Source organism: Streptomyces sp. NBC_01171 (assembly GCF_045039805.1).
Classification (GTDB): domain Bacteria; phylum Actinomycetota; class Actinomycetes; order Streptomycetales; family Streptomycetaceae; genus Streptomyces.
Window position 1 is genome coordinate 3,491,208 of the sequence record NZ_CP108609.1, and the last position, 23,159, is coordinate 3,514,366.

Here is a 23,159-nt window from a genome sequence, read left to right on the forward strand (position 1 = left end):
GCCCCGGACCCCGAAATCCGGGGCCTGACCTTTGCCGTCTGTCACCCAGCTCTGACCAAGGCCATTCCATCGAGTGAGCAATGCGCCATCCGGCTGACGGGGGCCGGACCCCCAACTATGGTGCGGCGCAAGCGGTCCGGCACTTGGCCCACCGGCATTGCGATGTCAGGGGCGGGTGCCACAGTGGGGGAGTGGGCACCGCCAGGACAGCACGCGATCGGCAGGCAGGGGGTGAGCGTCGCGCATGACCGGAACCGGTGGGGAGCTGGGCGCCAGGGCCGCGCGTTCGCGCGCGCTGGCCGTGCTGCGGGTGCGCAGCCGGGCGCTGGCCGTGGCGCTGCTGCCCGCGGCAGCCGAGGTGATCCTGCTGACCGGTGCCGCCACCGGCCAGTTCACCGGCCAGGGCTGGGACACGGCCCGCTGGGTGGTGGGCGTCCTCGCGGTGCTGGTGCTGCTGGCGGCCGCCGGCATCGCCCTGGTCGTGGCCCGCGCACGCCCCGCCGCGAGCCCCACGGTCCCGGTGCCCGAGCGCTCCGCCCCCGACCTGTACCGGATGGTGCGCGACCTGGCCGACCGGCTGGACGTGCCCGCCCCCTCCGCGATAGCGCTCACCCCGGACTGCGACAGTTGGCTCGAGGACCGTACGCACCCGGCGCACGCCCCGCCCGTCACCCGCGCGCACAACGAGCCGGTGGTCCCCGGCGGCCGCCCCGAGCGGCGGCCGGTCGTCCCGGCGCCGGTGCTGGTGATCGGGTCGCCCTTCCTGTGGTGGATGCGGGTCGCGGAACTGCGCGCGGTGCTCGCCCCGGTCGTGGCCGGTACGGGCCCGTCCGCGCAGCCCGACATAGCCGCCGCCCGCCGTTTCGTGCGCGGTCTGGACGCCGCGGTGGCCGTCGCCGACGCGCCGGGCCGCGGCCCGCTGACCCGGGGCGTGTACGCGGCCCTGGGCCGGGTGGCCCGGCTGTTGCTGCAGGGCTGCCGTGAGCATGCCGCGCTGATGGAGCGCGGGGTCGCCACGGCGGCCGCCGAGCGCGCCCAGGCGGTGGACTACGGCCCCCGGATCGCCGCCCAGGAGCAGGTCGGCCTGGCGTACGCGGGCTGGGACCGGCTGCTGACCAAGGTGGCGCTGCCCGCCTGGCGGATGGGCCGCTGGCCCTCCCGGCTGGACGTGGGCGTGGCCGCCGCGCTGACCGAGCTGTCCCGGCGCGACCGGCTGGCCGACGGCTTCGCCGCCCGGCTGGGCGAGCGCCCGGCGTGCGACCTGCTGGAGGAGCCCGGCGTGGTGGACGAGGCGGTGTCCCTGCTCACCGCCCGCCTCTTCCACGGCGGCCCGGCCGAGTCGGGCCCGAGCTGGGCGCCGGTGGACTGGCAGGCGTACCCGGAGGAGGTCGTGGACCGCACCTGGCGCGCGGAGGCGGCCCGGCTGCACCGGGTACTGGACTCCCTGGGCGTCAGCCCCAGCCTGGACCCGGCCACCCCGGACCCCGGCGGCCCCACCCTGGCCCGTGTCCTGGACCACCTGGCCCAGCCCGCCGCCGACAGCACCCCCACGGTCCCGGCCCCCACCGCGCCCCTCGACAACGCGGACGACGCGGGCAGCCCCGACAGCGCCGACGCGGACCCAGACCCCGCCACCGAGCGCAGCGCCCTCCTCGCCGCCGGCCTCAGCGCAGCCCTGGCCCGCGAGGAGAGCGCCGTACCGCAGGGCGCGCGGGCGCAGGGCCCGGACAGCGCGCTGTGGGAGGACGGCGACCTGCCGCTGTTCCCCCTCCAGCCCCCGCGCACCGGACGCGAACTCCTCGCCGCGCACATCACCGCGATGATCTGCTGCGCGGCCGTCGACACCGCCGGAGCCGCCCCCGGCCTGGACTGGCTGGACGGCCCCACCCTGCTGCTGGACGGCGAGCGCGCCGCCGACCTCACCGCGAAGGTGCTCAGCCTGATCGAGGAGGGCGATCCGGGCCCGCTGCGCGCCTGGCTGGCCGAGTCCGGGATACGGCCGGAGAAGCCGGTCCGGCTGGTCTGAGCCACACGGCACAGGAGTCGTCACCGGGCACCAGGAGTCCCGGCCGTCCACCGGTGTAACGGAGCAGCATCTTCCACTTCAGGCCAATTCACAACGAACAGTGACCGGAGTCGTGCGTTATGTGATGTGCTGGGACCGACACGCACATGGCACGGGCATACGACACGCGTTCGCACGGCCGAGCGATCCGGCGCACCGAGCACACCCGAGACGGCAACACCGGGTTCCGGTCCTGGCACCACAGACAACGCCATCACGGCAACGGGGGACACGAGGGAGGGGGCGTCCATGACCTCGGATCACATCCGCCGCTGGGAGTCGGGAGCGCTCGCGCACGCCGTCACCGATCCCTTCGGCCTGGGCCCGGTGCCCTGGCTGCGCGGCAGTGAGACCTACTTCGACGACACCGGACACGTGGTGCCCTGGTACGTCGACCCCATCCAGCCGGCCACCACCCGGTCCGGCCGGCCCGGCGCGCGCGTCCCGGCGCCGCGTTCGGCCGGTCCCGGCCCGCGTTCGGCCGACGACGTGGGCCGCCAGATCAAGGGGTTCGCGTCCACCGGCGCGGTGGCGCCCGGCGAGGCGATCGACTTCCACATCACGGTCGACCCGCCGCAGGAGTTCAGCGTCGACATCTACCGGATCGGCCACTACGCCGGTCACGGCGCCGCGAAGATCACCACCAGCCCCCGCCTCTCCGGCATCGTCCAGTCCGCGCCGCTGGCCGCCGACCGTACGGTCTCCTGTCACCACTGGTGGCTGTCCTGGCGCCTCCAGGTGCCCGCCGAGTGGCGGGTCGGGGCGTACGTCGCGGTCCTCACCACCGCCGACGGCTACCGCTCCCACGTGCCCTTCACGGTCCGCGACGACGAGCCCGCCGACCTGCTCCTGCTGCTCCCGGACATCACGTGGCAGGCGTACAACCTCTACCCGGAGGACGGCCGCACCGGGGCCAGCCTCTACCACGCCTGGGACGAGAAGGGCTCCCTGCTCGGCGAGGCCGACGCGGCCACCACCGTCTCCTTCGACCGCCCGTACGCCGGTGCGGGCCTGCCCCTGCACGTGGGCCACGCCTACGACTTCATCCGCTGGGCCGAGCGCTACGGCTACGACCTCGCCTACGCCGACGCCCGCGACCTGCACGCCGGCCGGATCGACCCCACCCGGTACCGGGGCCTGGTCTTCCCCGGCCACGACGAGTACTGGTCGGTGCCGATGCGGCGGGCGGTGGAGGAGGCCCGCGACCGGGGGACCTCGCTGGTCTTCCTGTCGGCCAACACCATGTACTGGCAGGTGGAGTTGTCGCCCTCCGCGTCCGGGGTGCCGGACCGGCTGCTGACCTGCCGCAAGCGCAAGGGTCCCGGGAAGCCGGTGCTGTGGCGGGAGATCGACCGCCCCGAGCAGCAGGTGATCGGCATCCAGTACGCGGGCCGGGTGCCCGAGCCGCATCCGCTGATCGTCCGCAACGCCGGGCACTGGCTGTGGGACGCCACCGGTGCCCGCGAGGGCGACGAGATCGCGGGCCTGGTCGCGGGCGAGGCCGACCGGTACTTCCCGCGCACCGCCCTGCCCGAGCACGAGGAGCGCGTGCTGCTCGCGCACTCCCCGTACACCGACGGCGAGGGCGCCCGGCGCCACCAGGAGACCTCCCTGTACCGCGCCCCGTCCGGCGCCTGGGTGTTCGCCTCCGGCACCTTCGCCTGGTCCCCGGCGCTGGACCGGCCCGGCCATGTGGACGCCCGGGTCCAGCGCGCCACCGCCAACCTGCTGGACCGTATCTGCAAGCGGGACTGACCCTGCCACCGGCCCGATCACCGGCATACGGGAGAATCGAGGCAGTTGGACAGAACCACGGGGAGGAACCGTGTCCGGATTCGTAGAAAAGCCCGAGCCGATCCAGGTTCCGGGTCTGGTGCACCTGCACACCGGCAAGGTGCGCGACCTGTACCGCGACGAGGCGGGCGACCTCGTGATGGTCGCCAGCGACCGCATCTCCGCGTACGACTGGGTGCTGCCCACCGAGATCCCCGACAAGGGCCGGGTGCTGACCCAGTTGTCCCTGTGGTGGTTCGACCAGCTCCGTGACCTGGCGCCCAACCACGTCATCAGCACCGAACTGCCCAAGGGCGCCCCGGCCGACTGGGCGGGCCGCACGCTGGTCTGCAAGTCGCTGGACATGGTCCCGGTGGAGTGCGTGGCGCGCGGCTATCTGACCGGCTCGGGCCTCGCGGAGTACCGGGAGTCGCGTACGGTCTGCGGGCTGGCGCTGCCCGAGGGGCTGGTGGACGGCTCGGAGCTGCCCGGCCCGATCTTCACCCCGGCCACCAAGGCCGAGGTCGGCGAGCACGACGAGAACGTGTCGTACGAGGAGGTGGCCCGCCAGGTCGGCGCGGAGACCGCCGCCCAGCTCCGCCAGCTCACCCTCGCGGTGTACGCCCGCGCCCGTGACATCGCCCGGGAGCGGGGGATCGTGCTGGCGGACACCAAGTTCGAGTTCGGCTTCGACGGGGACACCCTGGTCCTCGCGGACGAGGTCCTCACCCCCGACTCGTCCCGCTTCTGGCCGGCCGAGACGTGGGAGCCGGGCCACGCCCAGCCGTCGTACGACAAGCAGTTCGTGCGGGACTGGCTGACCGGCCCCGAGTCCGGCTGGGACCGCAAGAGCGAGCAGCCCCCGCCCGCGCTGCCCGAGCAGGTGGTGGAGGCGACCCGCGCCAAGTACATCGAGGCGTACGAGCGCCTGACCGGCACCCGCTGGAGCTAGGCCCTGTCGGCCTAGGACGAGAAAAGCCCCCCGGTCGGAGAACCGGGGGGCTTCTTCATGGAGCGGACGACGAGGCTCGAACTCGCGACCTCAACCTTGGCAAGGTTGCGCTCTACCAACTGAGCTACGTCCGCACTGCGCCGTGGCGCGGAGCCAACTATACCCAACCCCAGGGGTGCGCGAGACGCGCCGCCGTGTGCGCGCTTCTCCGCGTCCGGTTCGGTGACGGCCGAGGAGGGGTTCCCCGGTGGCAGCGCGGCCCACCCGACGATCTCCGGGACGGGCGCTCCAGCGGCCCCTGCGCGGTCGACGGGGAGTCGCCCACGGAAGATCGCGTCGGCGGCCAACTCGGGGCCGGCGTAAGGGCTTCCACGTGGCCGGTGCGGGACGCCGACCGTCTGCGGCACGAACCCCCGCCCACCTGCCGCGAGCGCCCGCTCCGGGTGTCCCGGCCGCCGCACCCACCTGGCAGCCGGGCAGTTCGGTCCATGGGGATGTGGCGACCCTCACGCCGCCAGCGCCGCCGAGGCATGCAAAAGGCCCCGGTCCGAAGACCGGGGCCTTTTCACTGAGCGGACGACGAGGCTCGAACTCGCGACCTCAACCTTGGCAAGGTTGCGCTCTACCAACTGAGCTACGTCCGCACTGCTCCCGACCGGCTCCCACCGATCGGTGCGAGCACCAGCCTACCTGATCCAAAAGGATGGTCATGACCGGTGCCAGAGCGGGTGACAGGAATCGCACACTGCGCCTCCCCCCTGGAAGGGGGGTGTTCTACTACTGAACTACACCCGCACGGTCCGTGGGTTTCGGCCTTTCGGCCTCGCCCCTCGGCGTGAGCCAGACATTAGCCGATCAGCAGGGGGGTTGCGCAAGTCGGCTCCCCCCGGGGGCAGGTGAACGAGTCTCAGGGCCCTCGGTCCGGGGCCCTGAGGGGTCCGCCCGTACGGGCTCAGCGGGCCTCGCTGAACGCCTCGTAGACCTTCTTGGGGATGCGGCCGCGCGCGGGCACATCCATCTTGTTGGCCTGGGCCCAGGCGCGGATGGCCGACGGGTCGGGCGCGACCTCGGTCTGCCGGTACGCCTTGCCGGACCGGGCGCGCTTGCGGCCGGCCTCCACGTAGGGCGCGAGCGCCTTGCGCAGTTTCTTGGCGTTGGTTTCGTTCAGGTCGATCTCGTACGACTTGCCGTCGAGTCCGAAGGCGATCGTTTCCGCCGCTTCCGAGCCGTCGATGTCGTCGAAGAGCGTGACCACGACCTTTTGCGCCACGGATATCGGTCCCTTCGTGCGGCACGTCGGTTCACCGGTCTTGACCGGCAATGACGTGCCGAGTATCGGCTATTGCCAATTCATTTGTACAGTGCGCGCCAATGAAATGGGAAGTCCTACTGAATACCTCCGCGTGTCCGGACTCAATAGGCATCACCAGTGGCCCGCAGAACTTTCCCAGAAATTTTCACCGGGGCCGGTGCTCGACACCCGATCGTGATGGGGGTCACGTAGAAACCTCCAACTCTACCCGCGTAGAAATTTTGTACGGGTAGTCTGAAGGAACCTGCTCAGCACCACACACCGGGAGTGCCAGTGGCACGCGTCGTAGTCGACGTCATGCTCAAGCCGGAGATCCTCGACCCCCAGGGCCAGGCGGTCCAGCGTGCGCTGCCGCGCCTGGGTTTCACGGGGATCTCGGACGTCCGTCAGGGAAAGCGATTCGAGCTGGAAGTAGAGGGGCCGGTCGACGAGGCCGCGCTCGCCCGCATCCATGATCTGGCGGAATCCTTCCTCGCCAACACCGTGATCGAAGACTTCACCGTGAAGGTGGAGGAAGTAGCGGGGGCCGCCGAGTGACCGCTCGTATTGGCGTCGTCACTTTTCCGGGAAGTCTCGACGACCGTGACACCCGGCGCGCGATCACCCTCGCCGGCGCCGAACCCGTGGCCCTCTGGCACAAGGACAAGGACCTCAAGCAGGTCGACGCCGTGGTGCTGCCCGGCGGTTTCTCCTACGGCGACTATCTGCGTGCCGGGGCGATCTCCCGCTTCTCGCCGGTGATGGAGTCCGTCATCGAGCAGGCGAAGGCCGGTCTGCCAGTCCTCGGTATCTGCAACGGTTTCCAGGTCCTCACCGAGGCGCACCTGCTGCCCGGCGGGATGCTCGGCAACGACCACCTCCACTTCATCTGCCGCGACCAGAAGCTGCGGGTGGAGAACGCGGGGACGGCCTGGACCGGCGACTACCGCCAGGGCCAGGAGATCCACATCCCGCTGAAGAACATGGACGGCCGGTACGTCGCCGACGAGTACACGCTCGACAAGCTGGAGGCGGAGGGCCGGGTGGTCTTCCGCTACCTGGACATGAACCCCAACGGCTCGCTGCGCGACATCGCCGGCATCACCAACGAGGCCGGGAACGTCGTCGGCCTCATGCCGCACCCCGAGCACGCCGTCGAGCCGCTGATCGGAACCGGCCGCACCGACGGCCTCCCGTTCTTCACCTCGATCCTGAAGAAGCTGGTCAACGCATGAGCCGGACGCCTCTGGACACGGTCGACAACGCGGCCGCGACCCCCGACGTCGAGCTGCCCTGGGCCGAACTGGGCCTGAAGAAGGACGAGTACGAGCGCGTGGTCGAGATCCTCGGCCGCCGCCCGACCGGCGCCGAACTCGCCATGTACTCGGTCATGTGGTCCGAGCACTGCTCGTACAAGTCCTCCAAGGTCCACCTGCGCCAGTTCGGCGAGAAGGCGCCCCAGTCGGACGCCATGCTCGTCGGCATCGGTGAGAACGCCGGTGTGGTGGACGTCGGCCAGGGCTACGCGGTCACCTTCAAGGTCGAGTCGCACAACCACCCCTCCTACGTCGAGCCCTACCAGGGCGCGGCCACGGGCGTCGGCGGCATCGTGCGCGACATCATCGCCATGGGCGCCCGCCCGGTCGCGGTCGTGGACCCGCTGCGCTTCGGCGCCGCCGACCACCCCGACACCAAGCGCGTGCTGCCCGGCGTGGTCGCCGGCATCGGCGGCTACGGCAACTGCCTGGGCCTGCCCAACATCGGCGGCGAGGTCGTCTTCGACGCCTGCTACCAGGGCAACCCGCTGGTCAACGCCGGTGCCATCGGCGTCATGCGGCACGAGGACATCCACCTGGCCAAGGCGTCCGGCGCGGGCAACAAGGTCATCCTCTACGGCGCCCGCACCGGCGGCGACGGCATCGGCGGCGCGTCGATCCTGGCCTCGGAGACCTTCGACGACGCCAAGCCGTCGAAGCGTCCGGCTGTCCAGGTCGGCGACCCCTTCCAGGAGAAGCTCCTCATCGAGTGCACCCTGGAGGCGTTCAAGGAGAAGCTCGTCGTCGGCATCCAGGACCTCGGCGCGGCCGGGCTGTCCTGCGCCACCAGCGAGCTGGCCTCCAACGGCTCCGGCGGCATGCGCGTCACCCTGGACGACGTACCGCTGCGCGACTCCACGCTCTCGCCCGAGGAGATCCTCATGAGCGAGTCGCAGGAACGCATGTGCGCGGTGGTCGAGCCGGAGAAGGTCGCCCGCTTCCTGGAGATCTGCGAGAAGTGGGACGTCATCGCCACCGTCATCGGTGAGGTCACCGACGGCGACCGGCTGGAGATCTTCTGGCACGGCGGCAAGATCGTCGACGTCGACCCGCGCACCGTCGCCCACGACGGCCCGGTCTACGAGCGTCCCTACGCCCGCCCCGACTGGCAGGACGCCCTCCAGGCCGACGACGCGAACAAGCTGCCCCGCCCGGCCACGCCCGAGGAGCTGCGCGAGCAGGTCCTGAAGCTGGTCGCGTCGCCCAACCAGGCGTCGAAGAAGTGGATCACCTCGCAGTACGACCACTTCGTGCAGGGCAACACCGTCCTCGCCCAGCCGGAGGACTCCGGCATGATCCGCGTGGACGAGGAGACCGGCCTCGGCGTCGCCATCGCCACCGACGGCAACGGCCGCTACGCCAAGCTCGACCCGTACACCGGCGCGCAGCTCGCGCTGGCGGAGGCGTACCGGAACGTGGCGACGACCGGCGCCAAGCCGCTCGCCGTCTCCGACTGCCTGAACTTCGGCTCGCCCGAGGACCCGGCCGTGATGTGGCAGTTCGCAGAGGCCGTGCGCGGTCTGGCGGACGGCTGCCTCCAGCTCGGCACCCCGGTGACCGGCGGCAACGTCTCGCTGTACAACCAGACCGGCGAGGCCGCCATCCACCCGACCCCGGTGGTCGCGGTCCTCGGCGTCATCGACGACGTGGCCCGGCGCACCCCGGTCGCCTTCCAGGAGGAGGGCCAGCTCCTCTACCTGCTGGGCGACACCTCCGAGGAGTTCGGCGGCTCGGCCTGGTCCCAGGTCGTCCACGACCACCTCGGCGGGCTGCCCCCGAAGGTCGACCTCGAGCGCGAGCGGCTGCTGGCCGAGATCCTGATCTCCGCGTCCCGCGACGGCATGGTCGACTCCGCGCACGACCTGTCCGACGGCGGCCTCATCCAGGCCGTGGTCGAGTCGGCGCTGCTCGGTGACAAGGGCGCGCGGTTGATCGTCCCGGACGGTCTGGACGCGTTCACCTTCCTGCTGTCGGAGTCGGCGGGCCGCGCGCTCGTCGCCGTGCCGCGCTCGGAGGAGCTGCGCTTCACCGACATGTGCGGCGCGCGGGGCCTGCCGGCCACCCGGATCGGCGTCGTGGACGGTGACTCGGTGGACATTCAGGGCGAGTTCGCCCTGTCTCTGGCCGAGCTGCGCGAGGCGCACGAGAACACGATTCCGGCGCTGCTGGCGTGACGACCGCGGACGGCCCCCGCCCCACCCGGGCGGGGGTCGTCCCGGCATAGGGTCGCTCCATGCCTCCGGCCAAGAAGCGTGCCCGTAAGTACGACCCCCTCCGGACCCGTGCCGCCGTGCTCGCGCAGCTCGGTGCGGTGCGGGAGGCCGTGGAGGGGCTCGATCCCGGTCAACTCGCCCTGCCCACGCGGCGGGAGGGGATGACCGTGCGGGAGCTGGCCGAGCAGGTCGCCGCGTCCGTAGTCGCCGTGCGGCAGGCGGTGGAGCGGCCGGCCAAGTTCAAGCAGACGTTGCCGCTGGCGGAGTGGCCGCTGCGCAGGGCCGTCGCCTTCCCGCCCGTACCGCTCGATCTCGGTGGAGCCGAGGCCGATCTGCGTGCCCTGCTGGCCGACCATCCGGGCAGCCCGCTGGTGGACACCGGCGCGGGGGTGCTGCCGCTCAACGAGTACCTGGTCACCCGTGCCGTCGAGCTGGTCCTCGCAGCCGACGACCTGTCCGACGCGGTGCCCGGACTCGAGGTACCGCAGGACCGGCACGCCCTCGCCGCCGCGACCCGGCTGCTCGCCGACGCCCTCGCCGCGAAGGCGCCCGGGGGGTCCACCGAGGTGCGGGTGCCGCCGTACGCGGTGGTGCAGTGCGTCGAGGGGCTCCGGCACACACGGGGGACCCCGCCCAATGTGGTCGAGACCGGCCCGCTCACCTGGGTGCGTCTCGCCACCGGGCGTCTGACCTGGGCGGACGCCGTCGCACGGGCCGAGGTGAGCGCGAGCGGGGAGCGCGCCGACCTCTCCGGGCTGCTGCCACTCGGCGGATAGCGGGGAACCCCGGCGGCGCCGTGCGCGTCGGACCGGTATGGACCGGCACACGCAGCGCATGACACTGACCGTGGCCGCCGCGCTCGTACCGCTCGCGGTGGCCTGTGGGAACGACACCGCCGACACCGGCAGCGGCTCGGTGGCCCCACCGCCGAAGCTCACCGGCACCGACTGGCGGGTGGACAGCGTCACCGAGGGCGACACCACGCACCGCGCCCCCGCGGCCGCCCGCATCCGCATCGACGACGAGGGCCGGGCGACCGGCAACCTCGGCTGCAACACCTTCTCCGCGCCCACCACCATCGACGGCGGCCGGATCGACTTCGGCACCCTGCGCACGACCCGGATGGCCTGCGACGAACCCCGGATGACCTTCGAACGCGCGCTGACCCGCGCCCTCAACTCCGGTGCGCTGACCGCCCGTACCGACGACGGGGCGCTCACCCTCACCACGGGCAAGGGAGGTCGCGTCCAGCTCACGCCGAGCGCGGCCGAATGATGTGCGACAACTCACTCAGGACGGCCCCCAGGGGCCCCAGAAGCGCTCACCTGAGCCCCACCCACCGGCGAGCCGATGCAGGGACACCTCGCTGACCTGCGAAAACGCAGAATCACACAAGGTGATCACGAGTCCGCGTTCGGCGGGGGCCACATATCCCCAATTCGGCCCAGCGGTCGGCCTCGCCTACACTCGGGAATGTGCCACGTGGTGACGGTCGACTCAATCACGATCTGCTTCCCGGCGAAAAAGGCCCCCAGGACGCTTGCGGCGTCTTCGGTGTCTGGGCGCCGGGTGAAGAGGTCGCAAAGCTCACGTACTTCGGGCTCTACGCCCTCCAGCACCGGGGTCAGGAATCCGCGGGAATCGCGGTAAGCAATGGCTCCCAGATCCTCGTCTTCAAGGACATGGGCCTGGTCTCCCAGGTCTTCGACGAAACCTCGCTCGGTTCGCTCCAGGGTCATATCGCGGTCGGACACGCCCGCTACTCGACCACCGGCGCCTCCGTGTGGGAGAACGCCCAGCCGACGTTCCGCGCCACCGCGCACGGTTCGATCGCGCTCGGCCACAACGGCAACCTGGTCAACACCGCCCAGTTGGCGGAGATGGTCGCCGACCTGCCCAAGGACACCAACGGTCGTTCCACCCGGGTCGCGGCCACCAACGACACCGACCTGCTGACGGCACTCCTGGCCGCGCAGGTCGACGAGGACGGCAAGCCGCTGACCATCGAGGAGGCCGCCCACGCGGTGCTCCCCAAGGTCAAGGGCGCCTTCAGCCTCGTCTTCATGGACGAGCACACCCTCTACGCCGCCCGTGATCCGCAGGGCATCCGCCCGCTGGTCCTCGGCCGCCTCGAGCGCGGCTGGGTGGTCGCCTCCGAGTCCGCCGCGCTCGACATCTGCGGCGCGTCCTACGTCCGGGAGATCGAGCCGGGCGAGTTCATCGCCATCGACGAGAACGGCCTGCGCACCTCCCGGTTCGCGGAAGCGAAGCCCAAGGGCTGTGTCTTCGAGTACGTGTACCTGGCCCGCCCGGACACCGACATCGCCGGCCGGAACGTGTACCTGTCCCGCGTCGAGATGGGCCGCCGCCTGGCCAAGGAGGCGCCCGCGGAGGCCGACCTCGTCATAGCGACCCCGGAGTCCGGCACTCCGGCCGCGATCGGGTACGCCGAGGCGTCCGGCATCCCCTTCGGCAACGGTCTGGTGAAGAACGCCTACGTCGGCCGGACCTTCATCCAGCCCTCGCAGACGATCCGCCAGCTCGGCATCCGGCTGAAGCTGAACCCGCTCAAGGAAGTCATCAAGGGCAAGCGCCTGGTCGTCGTGGACGACTCCATCGTGCGCGGCAACACCCAGCGGGCCCTGGTCCGCATGCTGCGCGAGGCGGGCGCCGCCGAGGTCCACATCCGGATCTCCTCGCCCCCGGTGAAGTGGCCCTGCTTCTTCGGCATCGACTTCGCCACCCGCGCCGAGCTGATCGCCAACGGCATGACGATCGAGGAGATCGGCACCAGCCTGGGCGCCGACTCGCTCGCGTACATCTCCCTCGACGGCATGATCGAGGCGACCACCATCGCCAAGCCGGACCTGTGCCGCGCCTGCTTCGACGGTGAGTACCCGATGGACCTGCCCGACCCCGAACTGCTCGGCAAGCAGTTGCTGGAGACCGAGCTGGCGGCCGGGCCCGCCACCACCGCCGCGGCCGACGCCATCCGGCGTCCCTGAGCTGCGCCGTCCGAGCCGTACGACAGGAAAGTTCTCTCAAGCATGTCCTCTGAGACCACGGGCGCCAGCTACGCGAGCGCGGGCGTCGACATCGAGGCGGGCGACCGCGCCGTCGAACTGATGAAGGAGTGGGTGAAGAAGACCCGCCGTCCCGAGGTCCTGGGCGGCATCGGCGGCTTCGCCGGCCTCTTCGACGCCTCCGCCCTCAAGCGCTACGAGCGCCCGCTGCTGGCCTCCGCCACGGACGGGGTGGGTACCAAGGTCGACATCGCGCGCCGCCTCGGCGTGTACGACACCATCGGGCACGACCTGGTCGCCATGGTCATGGACGACATCGTGGTCTGCGGCGCCGAGCCGCTGTTCATGACCGACTACATCTGTGTCGGCAAGGTCCACCCCGAGCGGGTCGCCGCGATCGTCAAGGGCATCGCGGAGGGCTGTGTGCTCGCCGGGTGCGCCCTGGTGGGCGGCGAGACCGCCGAGCATCCCGGGCTGCTCGGCCCGGACGACTTCGACGTGGCCGGCGCCGGCACCGGCGTGGTGGAGGCCGACCGGCTGCTGGGCCCCGACCGCATCCGTTCCGGTGACGTGGTGATCGCCATGGCGTCCTCCGGGCTTCACTCCAACGGGTACTCCCTGGTCCGCCACGTCCTGCTGGAGCGGGCCGGGCTGGCGTTGGAGAGCGAGGTCGCGGAACTGGGCCGGACGCTCGGCGAGGAGCTGCTGGAGCCCACCAAGATCTACTCGCTGGACTGCCTGGCGCTGACCCGCACCACCGAGGTGCACGCCTTCTCGCACATCACCGGCGGCGGCCTCGCGGCCAACCTGGCCCGGGTGATCCCGGACGGGCTCTACGCCACCGTGGACCGCTCCACCTGGACGCCGGGCCCGGTCTTCGACCTGGTCGGCCGCAGCGGTGACGTGGCGCGGCTGGAGCTGGAGAAGACGCTGAACATGGGCGTCGGCATGATGGCCGTCGTCCCGGCGGAGTCCGCCGAGGCGGCGCTGACCACGCTGGCCGACCGGGGCGTCGAAGCCTGGGTGGCCGGCACCATCGCCGAGCGCGGCGAGCAGGAGAGCGCCGCCGGGCTCGTCGGCGACTACGCCGTCTAGCCGGTCCAGCCGGTCTGGCGCGGCCGCGGCCGCCCGCCGGCTTCCGGACAGCACAGAAGCCGGTCGGTGGCAGTGCCACCGACCGGTCTTCCGTTGCTCATTGCAAGGTGCTCAGTGCAAGGTCAAGCGCCACGACGGTGCTGTGAGGGACCGTCGTCCTCGTCCTCGTCGTCGTCCTCATAGAGGTCGGCGTAACGGGAGTAGAGGTCTTCCTCGTCGTCCTCATCGTCCTCGAACGGCTCGCTGTTCGGCGGCTGGTTCGAAGTTGATGCGCCCAGTTCACTGGCCAGACGCGACAGATCAGTCCCACCGCTGTTGTACTTCAGCTGGCGGGCGACCTTCGTCTGCTTGGCCTTGGCCCGGCCGCGCCCCATGGCTCGACCCCCTCGGTGACGGGGCTCAACGGCCCCAGAGTCTGACACGCGTTCATGATCCGAAACGGACTCCCCGTAGAGAGGCCGGTCCGTAGGGCTTCCACGGTACCTGAGCCCGCGCCCATACGGTACGTCGCCCGCAGCACGCGCGTGTGCACAGGACCCACGAGGAGCCCTGTCCTCGCTGGTCAATGGCGATTTTAACCACTTATCGGGGTACGACCCGCCGACGGAAGTGACAGTTCTCTCCAAGTTGCCCCCGGCGGGTACCGCCGGGGGCCGCAGGCGCCCACCCCGACGCGGGCCGGGCGCACCGCCGGCTCCGGGTCGGGGTGGGCGTTTCCCCGGCGTGTCGGTCAGCGCGCGGCGCGCGCGTCGGCCATCCGCTGTTCGGCGATCCGGTCGGCCGCCGCAGCGGGCGGAACCCCGTCCGCCTTCGCACGTGCGAAGATCGCCAGCGTGGTGTCGAAGATCTTCGCGGCCTTCGTCCGGCACCGCTCGAAGTCGAAGCCGTGCAGCTCGTCGGCGACCTGGATGACCCCGCCCGCGTTCACCACGTAGTCCGGCGCGTAGAGGATGCCCCGGTCCTGGAGGTCCTTCTCCACACCGGGGTGGGCGAGCTGGTTGTTGGCCGCGCCGCACACCACGGACGCGGTGAGCACCGGCACCGTGTGGTCGTCCAGCGCCCCGCCGAGCGCGCAGGGGGCGTAGATGTCGAGCCCCTCCAGCCGGATCAGCGTCTCGGTGTCCACGACCCGGCGCACGGCGGGGTGGGCCTCGACGATCCGGTCCACGGCTTCCGTGCGGACGTCGGTCACCACGACCTGGGCGCCCTCCTCGAGCAGGTGCCCGACCAGATGACGGCCGACCTTGCCGACGCCGGCGATGCCGACCACCCGGTCCCGCAGCGAGGGGTCGCCCCACAGGTGCTGGGCGGAGGCGCGCATGCCCTGGTAGACGCCGAAGGCGGTGAGCACCGAGGAGTCGCCCGCGCCGCCCTGCTCGGGGGAGCGCCCGGTGGTCCAGCGGCACTCGCGGGCCACCACGTCCATGTCGGCGACATAGGTCCCGACGTCGCACGCGGTGACGTAGCGGCCGCCGAGCGAGGCGACCATGCGGCCGTAGGCGAGCAGCAGCTCCTCCGTGCGGTCCCGCGCGGGGTCACCGATGATCACGGCCTTGCCGCCGCCGTGTTCGAGCCCGGCCATGGCGTTCTTGTACGACATCCCGCGCGCGAGCTGAAGCGCGTCGGCCACGGCCGCCGCCTCGTTCGGGTACGGGTGGAAGCGGGTTCCGCCGAGCGCGGGTCCCAGCGCGGTGGAGTGGATGGCGATGACGGCCTTCAGGCCGGTGGCGCGGTCCTGGCAGAGCACGACCTGCTCATGGCCGCCCTGGTCCGAGTGGAACAGGGTGTGCAGGACATCTGCGGTGACGCCGGTTACCTCGGTCACTGTGGTGACTCCTGTGTAAGAAGCGGCGGGCGGGGCCGGAGCCCCTGGGGGTTCCCCCACACTTTTGGTGGCGGGGGAGGCGGCGGGGTGCTGCCACGCGGCGGTTGGGCCGCACGGCTGAGAGTAGAGCCTGCGCCCGGCCCACGACCGGCGTCCGTGAAGGATCACCCACAGGTGCGACGCCCCGGCGGTGGCGTGGCACGATTTGCAGTGGTTTCGAGGTGACCCCTACGGGGAGGGAGCAGGCGTGGCCAAGGTGTCCTCGGTGGTCGTCCCCTACGCCGCCTACCTGCGCGTGTACGAGCCGCTGGCCGCCTTCCCGGAGCCGGAGCGCGATCACTGGGCCCGCTACGCCCGCCGCGCCGAGCGCCCCACCTACCAGGACGAGCTGCGCCGCTCGCTGGCCGACCTGCTGCCCACGCCGCCCGTCGCGGTGCCGGTGCACGAGAGCGCCGACGCGTTCGTGCTGGAGCGGGACGGCGTGGTCTGCGTCTGTCCCTGGCGCACCCGGCTGCGCGGCTGGCAGGCGCTGGCGGGCCTGGGCGAGGAGCTGCCCACCCCGGTGCTGGACGCGGTGCTGCCGCCCCTGGTGCGCGACCAGGCCGCCCAGGACTACGAGCGCTGGCTGGAGCGCAATCCCGAGGCGCGCCCCTGGATTCGCGGGGCGACCTGGCAGATCCCGCTGAACTGGTTCGTGCTGGTCGCCGACGAGGAGCGCCGCTTCGAGCCGCGCAGCGGCGAGACCCCGGCGCTGCTGCGCTACCGCACGCCGATGGTGCAGGCCCGGCGCCGGGTGGCGCGGGCGCTGCGCACGCTCAGGGACACGGTGCAGGACAGCCCGCTGATCGACGGTGTGCTGGACGTCGGCCGCTGGCTGGAGGAGTTCCACCCGCGCTCGGTGGTGGAGCTGGACTACGGCGGCCTGGTGCACGCCGTGCCGGCCGGGACGCTGGAAGAGGACCACTCGGCGGCGGACGTGGCCGCCGGCATCGACGCACTGCGCCGGGGCGACGAGAGCGCCGCGACCGGCGCCTACACCCGCCTGGCGTCCCGCTGGCGGTCGATCCGGGACCTGCGCTCGGCGAACTGAGCCCGTGCGGAGTGACGCACGTCACGGTCGAAATAGGCTCGAACAGCGTACGGTCTACGGAACTTGGACCGTTTGACGGGGCGTTGGCCTCGAACCGGGCTTTTGCCTCATTGGGTGATGGACGGCACTTACACGGCCCTTGCGTCTCTTGCCACTCCTCGTGCCAAAATAGGACAAGGAGTCCGGGGAGGACTCTGTCTGCCCATCTGTGCTCCACTATGGGTGGATTCTCCGCATTGCTAGCTTTGGGGGGTCTTGCGACTCCCGAGCGCCCATGTGACTGATCGTCACGTCGGCGTGACTGTCCGCTATGGCATGGTCCATCGGCTTCCGTCGTGGATGAACACCTGGGAGGGCAATTCCATCGGTTTGGCCGACGCGGCTGGACAGATGGTGTAGTTGTAGTGCCGAGGACAAGCCGTTCGTCCTATAACCGACTCGACTCGCGTCCGCCATTTCGGGCAACGCGGGTCAAGGTGCAGAATTTAGAGGAAAGAACCGAGAAGGTTCGGTTCTCCCGAGGAGGCCGCTCATGACCGCTCGCACCCCTGATGCCGAGCCGCTGCTGACCCCGGCTGAGGTCGCCACCATGTTCCGTGTCGACCCCAAGACGGTCACGCGGTGGGCGAAGGCCGGCAAGCTCACGTCGATCCGCACGCTCGGCGGGCATCGCCGCTACCGCGAGGCGGAGGTCCGCGCCCTGCTGGCGGGCATCCCGCAGCAGCGCAGCGAGGCCTGAACAACTGAATAACCGGGCAAAACGACCGGCCCCCCAACCGGCCGAAGCGCCCGAACCCTAGCTCCAAAACGACGCGGGCCTGCCCCAACAGGCCCCATGCCCACGCCGGACGAACTCCGAAGGCACGTGGCACCGGGTGCGTCATCGATCGCGCTGGACTCCGCCGGGTCCAGCGCGATCTTTTTTGTGCGCTCACGGGCGCCCTCGGGCCCGTGCGTGAGCGGCCTTGTCGGAGTCTGGGGAGGGCTGTGGGAAGCCCCGTGATGCACCCTCGGGGAGGGTGCAATTGCACATATTAAATTGACCTGTTGTAGGGCAGCGGTAAGAACCCGGGTTTCAAAAACTCATGCCGTGACTCCCGTCACACACCGAGACGCTTGTTGTCCCGCACACGGGTGCGCTATCGGCGCTCTCCCGTCTCACCGTCCCCTGTGGGAACGGGTGTTGGGGCGGGGGCGTCCATGGCCAGTCGCAGCAGACGGTGGCAGACGGGGCAGCGGCTCGTGCGGTGTCGGTAGGACGAGGCGGCCGCCAGGTGCGCCCTCAGGAGCGCCCGCGTCTCGTGCCGGGCCGATGCCGCCATACGCCACCTCCGCAGGCCGCACAGGGGAAACGGGGCCTTGTCATCTGGGTACCGGTGGGACGTGACCCCGTCAAGGGCGCCGGCGGGCGCCCAGGAACGGCGGAAGGGCCCCCGGAAATCCGGGGGCCCTTCTCCTTGCTGCGGTCCTGACGGGATTTGAACCCGCGGCCTCCACCTTGACAGGGTGGCGAGCACTCCAAACTGCTCCACAGGACCATCTGGTGCGGCGCTTCACTTCTGCGTTGCGCTGCGAGAAGGACTGTACAGGAGTCCGGGTGCCCGGGTCGAACTCACCCGGTGCGACCACTCGGTTACGGTACGGCGGCGTCGATCGCCTTCACGATCCGCTTGTCGGAGACGGCGTACGCGGTGCCCAGCGCGTGGGCGAAATAGCTGACCCGCAGCTCCTCCAGCATCCAGCGGATGTCCAGCACCCGCCGGGGCACCGGCCGCCCCTGGGGAAGCTGCTCCAGCAGCCAGGCGTACTCGTCCCGCATCTCGTGCACCTTCTGCATACGGGTGGTGTCCCGCTGGACGTTGCTCGGCATCTGCTGCAGACGCCGGTCGGCGGCCACCACGTACCGCATCAGATCCGGCAGCCGCGCGATCCCCGCCCAGGTCACGAAGCCGGGCTTCACCAGCGCGTCCAACTGCTGCCGTACGTCGGTGAGGTTGGCCAGCAGCACGGGGCTGGAGACCGACTTCAGGCGCCGTTCGCACGCCTGCCAGGCGGCCAGCACCTGCTGCACCTGGCCCACCGCACGCACGGTGGTGTCCACGATGTCGGCCCGCACCTTGTCGTAGAGCTTCCGGTACGACTCCTCGTCCCACACCGGGCCGCCGAAGTCCGCGATCAGCTTGTCGGCCGCGGCCATCGCGCAGTCGTCGAACAGCGCCTGCACCGAACCGTGCGGGTTGGCGGAGAGGGCGAGCTTCTGCGCGTTCGTCAGCTTCTCGGACGCGAACTTCGCCGGGTTCACCGGGATGTTGCGCAGGATCAGCCGGCGCACGCCCTTCCACATCGCCTCGGCCTGCTCCTCCTCGGTGTCGAAGAGGCGGACCGAGACGGTGTCGCCGTCGTCCACCAGCGCCGGGTACGCCTTCACCGGCTGGCCGGCCCGGCGGGTCTCGAAGACCCGGCTGAGGGTGCCGATGGACCAGTCGGTCAGGCCCGAGCGCTCCAGCGAGGGGCCGCCCTGCCGGGACGCGGTGGCGGCGGCCGCCTGGGAGATGGCCTTACGGGCCTTGGGGCGCAACTGGAGCTTGAGCGCCTCCAGGTCCTTGTCCTCGGCCAGCTTGCGGCGCCGCTCGTCCACGATCCGGAAGGTGACCTTCAAGTGGTCCGGGACCTTCGACCAGTCGAAGTCCTCGGCCTCGAAGGGCACGCCCACCATGCGCTTCAGCTCGCGCGCCATGGTCGTCGTCAGCGGCTCCTGGAGGGGGACCGCCCGCTCGAGGAACTTCTTGGCGTAGTTCGGCGCGGGGACGTAGTTGCGGCGGATCGGCTTGGGCAGCGAGCGGATCAGCTCGGTGACGACGTCCTCGCGCAGGCCCGGGATCTGCCAGTCGAAGCCCTCGTCGGTGACCTGGTTGAGCACCTGGAGCGGGATGTGCACGGTCACACCGTCGGCGTCCGCGCCCGGCTCGAACTGGTAGGTCACCCGGAACTTCAGCTCGCCCTGGCGCCAACTGTCGGGATAGTCGGCCTTGGTGACCGCCTCCGCCGACTCCCGGATGAGCATCTCCCGCTCGAAGTCGAGGTATTCGGGCTGCTCCTGCCGTTTCCGCTTCCACCAGGAGTCGAAGTGGGCGCCGGAGACGACGTGTTCGGGAACCCGCTGGTCGTAGAAGTCGAACAGTGTCTCGTCGTCCACCACGATGTCCCGGCGCCGCGCCCGGTGCTCCAGCTCCTCGACCTCGCTGAGCAGCTTGCGGTTGTCGGCGAAGAACTTGTGGTGGGTGCGCCAGTCGCCCTCGACCAGGGCGTTGCGGATGAACAGCTCGCGGGAGATCTCGGGGTCGATCCGCCCGTAGTTCACCTTGCGCTGGGCGACGATCGGCACGCCGTACAGCGTCACCTTCTCGTACGCCATCACGGCCGCCTGGTCCTTCTCCCAGTGCGGTTCGCTGTACGTGCGCTTCAGCAGGTGCTCCGCGAGCGGCTCGACCCACTCCGGCTCGATCTTGGCGTTGACGCGTGCCCACAGCCGGGAGGTCTCCACCAGCTCGGCGGACATCAGGAACTTGGGCTGCTTCTTGAACAGCGAGGAACCGGGGAACACCGCGAACTTGGCGTTGCGGGCGCCCAGGTACTCGTTCTTGTTGCCGTCCTTCACGTCCTTCATCCCGATGTGGGAGAGCAGGCCCGCGAGGAGGGAGACATGGACGCGGTCGGCGGGGGCGTCGTCCTCGTTCAGATGGATGTCCATCTGCTTGGCGACCGTGCGGAGCTGGAGGTAGATGTCCTGCCACTCCCGCACCCGCAGGAAGTTGAGGTACTCCTGCTTGCACATCCGGCGGAACGAGGAGGAGCCGCGCTCCTTCTGCTGCTCGCGCAGGTACCGCCAGAGGTTGAGGTAGGCGAGGAAGTCGCTGGTCTCGTCGCGGAAGCGGGCGTGCTGCTGGTCGGCCTGGGTCTGCTTGTCGGCCGGGCGCTCGCGCGGGTCCTGGATGGACAGGGCGGCGGCGATGACCATGACCTCCCGGACACAGCCGTTCTTCGCGGCCTCCAGCACCATCCGCGCCAGGCGGGGGTCGACCGGCAACTGGGCGAGCTTGCGGCCGGTGTCGGTGAGCCGCTTGCGCGGGTCCTTCTGCGCCGGGTCGAGGGCGTGCAGCTCCTGGAGCAACTGGACGCCGTCGCGGATGTTGCGGTGGTCCGGCGGGTCGATGAAGGGGAACTTCTCGATGTCGCCGAGGCCGGCCGCGGTCATCTGGAGGATGACGGAGGCGAGGTTGGTGCGCAGGATCTCGGCGTCGGTGAACTCCGGCCGGGCGAGGAAGTCGTCCTCGCTGTACAGCCGGATACAGATGCCGTCGGAGGTACGGCCGCAGCGGCCCTTGCGCTGGTTGGCGCTGGCCTGCGAGACCGGCTCGATGGGCAGCCGCTGGACCTTGGTGCGGTGGCTGTAGCGGCTGATCCGGGCGAAGCCGGGGTCGATCACGTACTTGATGCCGGGCACGGTCAGCGAGGTCTCGGCGACGTTGGTCGCCAGCACGATCCGGCGCCCGGAGTGCTGCTGGAAGACCCGGTGCTGCTCGGCGTGGGAGAGCCGCGCGTACAGCGGCAGCACCTCGGTCGAGCGGTACTTCTTCTTCTCCAGAGCGTCCGCGGTGTCCCGGATCTCCCGCTCGCCGGAGAGGAAGACGAGGACGTCGCCGGGGCCCTCGGCCATCAGTTCCTCGACGGCGTCGGTGATCGCGGTGATCTGGTCCCGGTCGGCGTCGGAGGAGTCCTCCTCCAGCAGCGGCCGGTAGCGCACCTCCACCGGGTACGTCCGCCCGCTGACCTCGATGATCGGGGCGTCCCCGAAGTGCCGGGAGAACCGCTCCGGGTCGATGGTCGCCGAGGTGATGACGACCTTCAGGTCGGGCCGCTTGGGCAGCAACTGGGCGAGGTAGCCCAGCAGGAAGTCGATGTTGAGGGACCGCTCGTGGGCCTCGTCGATGATGATCGTGTCGTACGCGCGCAGCTCGCGGTCGTTCTGGATCTCCGCGAGCAGGATGCCGTCGGTCATCAGCTTGATGAAGGTGGCGTCCGGGTTCACCTGGTCGGTGAAGCGGACCTTCCAGCCGACGGTCTCGCCGAGCGGGGTGTGCAGCTCGTCGGCGACGCGCTCCGCGACCGTGCGCGCGGCGATCCGGCGGGGCTGGGTGTGCCCGATCATCCCGCGCAGGCCCCGGCCCAGCTCCACGCAGATCTTGGGGATCTGCGTGGTCTTCCCGGAGCCGGTCTCGCCGGCCACGATGACGACCTGATGATCGCGGATGGCCGCCGCGATCTCGTCCTTCTTCTGGCTGACCGGAAGCTGCGGGGGATAGCTGACCGAAGGCACACGCGAGCGCCGTTCGGCCATGCGGGAGGCGGCCTTGTCGACCTCGCCCTCCAGCTCGGTCAGCACGGCGGCACGCGCCTCCGGCTTACGGATCTTGCGTGCGCCTTCGAGCCTGCGCCCGAGCCGGTGCGCGTCACGCAGCGACAGCTCGGTCAGACGGGAGGCGAGAGACCCCAAGGCGGGGGCGGGATGCGTAGACATACGCGATCCAGGATCTCACCTCGGGGAAATTCCGCGCGAACGAATTGACGCGGGGGTCCGCCGCGCGGGACGCCGGGGGTCAGCAGGAGTTCAGGCCGAGCCGGAAGCCCGACTTGTACCCGTTCTTGAATCCCTGCTGGTAGTCGCGGTGCGGGTCCTTCAGCGAGAAGCCCTTGCCGTCCTGGTGGTCACCGTGGTGGTGATGGCAGTGACGGCCGTCGCGGTACCCGGACTTGAACCCGTCCCGGAACCCACGCTGGTAGTCCCCTTGGGACGTGGGCGCCTTGGTCGTCGTACTGACGTGGGACTGAGTGGGCGCCGCCGAGGCTGCCTGCTGGAAGCCCATCGGAGCGAGGACGACGCCGGCGGCCATGAAGACCGAACACAGGGCAGCCGTCCGTTTTCTGTTCGTGGCGGGCATGGAACGCCCCCTTGGGTTATTTCCCCACGAATGGATGCTTTTCACTCTAGTCCTGCGCCACTTGGCTGCAACCGCGCTCCGAAGGACCCGGAAACGCAAGAACCCCCTCCAGGAACTGGAGGGGGTTCGGGCCCGGATCGGGCGGTTGTGGCTGGGGCCGGGGTCGAACCGGCGACCTATCGCTTTTCAGGCGATCGCTCGTACCAACTGAGCTACCCAGCCACGAGGTTTCACGTGAAACCTCAGCGGTCCTGACGGGATTTGAACCCGCGGCCTCCACCTTGACAGGGTGGCGAGCACTCCAAACTGCTCCACAGGACCAGGCGCTGTACGACAGTGTCGCACAAGGTTGCGGGTCCTCCCAACGCGTTTCCCACCGGGGTGAGGTGCGCATCTGTCGGGCTGACGTCGCTGGAGAAGCGTATCAGAGCAGGGGCGGTGCTCCGTACCGCGCTTTTCGGGGCGGGCGGGGCCCGGACGTGGGGAAACACGAAGGCCCGCCCTGGATCAGGGCGGG

Annotated in this window: 18 protein-coding genes and 6 tRNA genes; 12 read left to right on the forward strand and 12 right to left on the reverse strand. The window is 70.5% G+C overall.

Features of this window, described 5'->3' with window-relative positions; translation table 11 throughout:
* The first annotated feature begins 244 nt into the window (after window positions 1–244).
* The 3 genes from OG448_RS16140 (at window position 245) to OG448_RS16150 (ending at window position 4,790) form a co-directional block, all read left to right on the forward strand.
* Window positions 245–2,026, forward strand: a complete 1,782-nt coding sequence (locus OG448_RS16140) for a hypothetical protein (protein ID WP_405554568.1) — start codon at window positions 245–247, stop codon at window positions 2,024–2,026.
* Between the two features lie 288 nt (window positions 2,027–2,314).
* The gene (locus OG448_RS16145; protein WP_399570363.1) at window positions 2,315–3,820 is read left to right on the forward strand and encodes a N,N-dimethylformamidase beta subunit family domain-containing protein; all 1,506 of its coding nucleotides are present in this window, start codon (window positions 2,315–2,317) and stop codon (window positions 3,818–3,820) included.
* A 70-nt stretch (window positions 3,821–3,890) separates the two neighbouring features.
* Entirely contained in the window at window positions 3,891–4,790 is a 900-nt protein-coding gene (locus OG448_RS16150) for a phosphoribosylaminoimidazolesuccinocarboxamide synthase (RefSeq protein ID WP_405554570.1), read from the forward strand.
* A 58-nt stretch (window positions 4,791–4,848) separates the two neighbouring features.
* Here OG448_RS16150 and OG448_RS16155 read toward each other — a convergent pair.
* The 4 genes from OG448_RS16155 to OG448_RS16170 all read right to left on the reverse strand — a co-directional run bounded on the left by OG448_RS16155 (window position 4,849) and on the right by OG448_RS16170 (window position 6,060).
* Window positions 4,849–4,924 (reverse strand) — tRNA-Gly (locus OG448_RS16155).
* Between the two features lie 437 nt (window positions 4,925–5,361).
* Window positions 5,362–5,434 (reverse strand) — tRNA-Gly (locus tag OG448_RS16160).
* Between the two features lie 79 nt (window positions 5,435–5,513).
* Window positions 5,514–5,585: transfer RNA gene (locus OG448_RS16165), tRNA-Gly, on the reverse strand.
* A gap of 157 nt (window positions 5,586–5,742) precedes the next feature.
* Window positions 5,743–6,060, reverse strand: a complete 318-nt coding sequence (locus OG448_RS16170; RefSeq protein WP_030816899.1) for an Lsr2 family protein — start codon at window positions 6,058–6,060, stop codon at window positions 5,743–5,745.
* Between the two features lie 315 nt (window positions 6,061–6,375).
* Between OG448_RS16170 and purS the strand changes: the two genes are divergently transcribed.
* From purS to purM, 7 genes are all read left to right on the forward strand, one after another.
* The gene (gene purS, locus OG448_RS16175) at window positions 6,376–6,639 is read left to right on the forward strand and encodes a phosphoribosylformylglycinamidine synthase subunit PurS (protein WP_030816897.1); all 264 of its coding nucleotides are present in this window, start codon (window positions 6,376–6,378) and stop codon (window positions 6,637–6,639) included.
* Window positions 6,636–7,316 (forward strand): phosphoribosylformylglycinamidine synthase subunit PurQ, encoded by a 681-nt coding sequence (gene purQ, locus OG448_RS16180; protein WP_030816895.1) that lies wholly within the window; start codon window positions 6,636–6,638, stop codon window positions 7,314–7,316. Before purS ends, purQ begins: the two co-directional genes overlap by 4 nt.
* Complete coding sequence (gene purL / locus OG448_RS16185; RefSeq protein ID WP_405554572.1) at window positions 7,313–9,571, forward strand: phosphoribosylformylglycinamidine synthase subunit PurL; 2,259 nt, start codon at window positions 7,313–7,315, stop codon at window positions 9,569–9,571. The genes purQ and purL overlap by 4 nt, the downstream gene beginning before the upstream one ends.
* A 59-nt stretch (window positions 9,572–9,630) precedes the next feature.
* Entirely contained in the window at window positions 9,631–10,386 is a 756-nt protein-coding gene (locus OG448_RS16190) for a sterol carrier family protein (RefSeq protein WP_405554574.1), read from the forward strand.
* Between the two features lie 58 nt (window positions 10,387–10,444).
* A complete protein-coding gene (locus tag OG448_RS16195; RefSeq protein WP_405554575.1) occupies window positions 10,445–10,885 on the forward strand; it encodes an META domain-containing protein in 441 nt (146 codons plus the stop codon).
* A 200-nt stretch (window positions 10,886–11,085) separates the two neighbouring features.
* Window positions 11,086–12,615 (forward strand): amidophosphoribosyltransferase, encoded by a 1,530-nt coding sequence (gene purF / locus OG448_RS16200; protein ID WP_030816890.1) that lies wholly within the window; start codon window positions 11,086–11,088, stop codon window positions 12,613–12,615.
* A gap of 42 nt (window positions 12,616–12,657) precedes the next feature.
* Window positions 12,658–13,728: a phosphoribosylformylglycinamidine cyclo-ligase gene (gene purM, locus OG448_RS16205; RefSeq protein ID WP_086692257.1), complete on the forward strand. Its 1,071-nt coding sequence runs from the start codon at window positions 12,658–12,660 to the stop codon at window positions 13,726–13,728.
* A gap of 122 nt (window positions 13,729–13,850) precedes the next feature.
* Here the strand turns inward: purM and OG448_RS16210 are convergent, their stop codons facing one another.
* Entirely contained in the window at window positions 13,851–14,102 is a 252-nt protein-coding gene (locus tag OG448_RS16210; protein WP_030816885.1) for a DUF3073 domain-containing protein, read from the reverse strand.
* 356 nt (window positions 14,103–14,458) lie between these two features.
* Entirely contained in the window at window positions 14,459–15,553 is a 1,095-nt protein-coding gene (locus OG448_RS16215; protein ID WP_405554577.1) for a Leu/Phe/Val dehydrogenase, read from the reverse strand.
* 247 nt (window positions 15,554–15,800) lie between these two features.
* Here OG448_RS16215 and OG448_RS16220 point away from each other — a divergent pair, with 247 nt between their 5' ends.
* Both OG448_RS16220 and bldC read left to right on the forward strand, forming a co-directional pair.
* Window positions 15,801–16,643 carry a hypothetical protein gene (locus OG448_RS16220; protein ID WP_405554579.1) on the forward strand — a complete coding sequence of 281 codons (843 nt, stop codon included), beginning with the start codon at window positions 15,801–15,803 and terminating at the stop codon, window positions 16,641–16,643.
* Window positions 16,644–17,175: 532 nt separating this feature from the next.
* The gene (gene bldC, locus OG448_RS16225; protein WP_003949541.1) at window positions 17,176–17,382 is read left to right on the forward strand and encodes a developmental transcriptional regulator BldC; all 207 of its coding nucleotides are present in this window, start codon (window positions 17,176–17,178) and stop codon (window positions 17,380–17,382) included.
* A gap of 400 nt (window positions 17,383–17,782) precedes the next feature.
* Here the strand turns inward: bldC and OG448_RS16230 are convergent, their stop codons facing one another.
* From OG448_RS16230 to OG448_RS16255, 6 genes are all read right to left on the reverse strand, one after another.
* The gene (locus tag OG448_RS16230; protein WP_405554580.1) at window positions 17,783–17,965 is read right to left on the reverse strand and encodes a DUF6274 family protein; all 183 of its coding nucleotides are present in this window, start codon (window positions 17,963–17,965) and stop codon (window positions 17,783–17,785) included.
* A 141-nt stretch (window positions 17,966–18,106) separates the two neighbouring features.
* Window positions 18,107–18,181, reverse strand: a tRNA-Asp gene (locus OG448_RS16235).
* Window positions 18,182–18,276: 95 nt separating this feature from the next.
* Complete coding sequence (hrpA, locus tag OG448_RS16240) at window positions 18,277–22,221, reverse strand: ATP-dependent RNA helicase HrpA (RefSeq protein WP_405554582.1); 3,945 nt, start codon at window positions 22,219–22,221, stop codon at window positions 18,277–18,279.
* A gap of 79 nt (window positions 22,222–22,300) precedes the next feature.
* Window positions 22,301–22,642, reverse strand: a complete 342-nt coding sequence (locus tag OG448_RS16245) for a hypothetical protein (protein WP_405554583.1) — start codon at window positions 22,640–22,642, stop codon at window positions 22,301–22,303.
* A 148-nt stretch (window positions 22,643–22,790) separates the two neighbouring features.
* Window positions 22,791–22,864: transfer RNA gene (locus tag OG448_RS16250), tRNA-Phe, on the reverse strand.
* Window positions 22,865–22,888: 24 nt separating this feature from the next.
* Window positions 22,889–22,963: transfer RNA gene (locus OG448_RS16255), tRNA-Asp, on the reverse strand.
* Window positions 22,964–23,159: the final 196 nt, after the last annotated feature.